The organism is Parvimonas sp. D9 (genome assembly GCF_035282565.1).
GTDB classification, from domain to species: domain Bacteria; phylum Bacillota; class Clostridia; order Tissierellales; family Peptoniphilaceae; genus Parvimonas; species Parvimonas micra.
The window spans coordinates 1-1,250 of the sequence record NZ_JAYKBM010000019.1 but is presented as its reverse complement, the minus strand read 5'-3'; the positions used below and the strand labels follow the sequence as shown (position 1 = coordinate 1,250).

Sequence of the window (1,250 nt, the reverse complement as noted above, 5' to 3'; positions counted from 1 at the left end):
TAGGGAGAGCTTCCTACAGCGAACCGCGAAGCTTGTTTTGAACGCGTGCATGAACCGAATCGAGATCACTCTTCAGTTCATTGAGCATACGATCCAGTGTCTCCTGGTCAATGTCATCCTTATTCAAGGCAAATGACTGGCGCAATTCATCAACACCCTCGGAGACAGCCTTAATAGCACCTCGTGCATTGGCTATTAGGTTGATGACACCCTGAACAGTTGCTAAAGACATAACCCCTCCTTATTTAACCTGGTAAGCACCCTTACCGGCCACATCCAGATGCTTCTTCATCTGCGACAAAGCATCTTGGAAGTCTCCCAGCTTTGACTCATTATGGATGGCAACTGCCAAATCATAGCTAGTCTTAGCTTTGTCGAGGGCGTCTGCAACAGCCAGAGCCACTAGACTTCCCTTTTGAATGATTCCAAGGTCGACAGCACTCTCAGCAGTGATCTCTGCCAGCTTGAGAGACTTCCCAGCCTTATACAGGCTGAGAGCCTGCGCTTTGTGATCCACCTGGACCACACCCGCCACAGGGATGCTTACGCAGCCAGGGAGAGCGGATAGGTAAGTGCCTATGAGGGATATGCCGAGCAGAAACTTGAAGTGCCTCATTTTACGCATGTCGTCCTCCTCAGGAATATTTCTTAAAGGCAGCGGATAGCTTACCTCCATAAAGGGCAATTTGACCTTCCCCATTATAACCTCCGGCAAAGCCGTTGAAGTCATTTTTGCGGAGGAGGTCAATAAGCTTAGAGCCCTGATAAGAGGAATTGGTGATAAAGGATAGGAACGCTGCCAAATGATTGGCCTCACTCTTCTTCATCGCCACGACAAAATCCGTCACAAGACTGTACCCAGCAAGCTGGTGATTAAATCCCATGATCTGGAACATACCCCAGGACGCACTTTTCAGAGCGGCGAGTTCATCCAGCAACATAGCCTCATGTAGGCGGCGGTATTCATTTTGGCCACCAACATATAAAGACTTATCCCACTTGTTGGAAGAGATTTTGGGGTGGCTAGCCGTAAAACGCCCATTCGTCAGACGATGGAACCAAAGAGCCTCGAATAGGATTTTAGGCATATCCCCATCGATAAAGCCACCAGGCCCATCGAGGTTGAGGATGTCTGCGCGCATATCGGTGAACCATCCGCCACCCGATTCCACCTCAATAACAGCACGGATATGTGCGGCCTTGAGTTTGTACGCAATTGCCGCCGCATTAATGTCGGAAGTGGTAAGATT

3 protein-coding genes are annotated in these 1,250 nt (G+C 49.4%); all 3 read right to left on the bottom strand.

Annotated features, from left to right (window positions below; translation table 11 throughout):
- Nucleotides 1–13: 13 nt before the first annotated feature.
- On the bottom strand, nt 14–232 hold the full coding sequence (locus VJI94_RS07785) for a hypothetical protein (protein WP_324000440.1): 219 nt from the start codon (nt 230–232) through the stop codon (nt 14–16).
- 9 nt (nt 233–241) lie between these two features.
- Complete coding sequence (locus VJI94_RS07780; protein ID WP_324008927.1) at nt 242–625, bottom strand: hypothetical protein; 384 nt, start codon at nt 623–625, stop codon at nt 242–244.
- A 10-nt stretch (nt 626–635) separates the two neighbouring features.
- On the bottom strand, nt 636–1,250 hold a 615-nt coding region (locus VJI94_RS07775; protein WP_324008926.1), incomplete at its 5' end, for an N-acetylmuramidase family protein.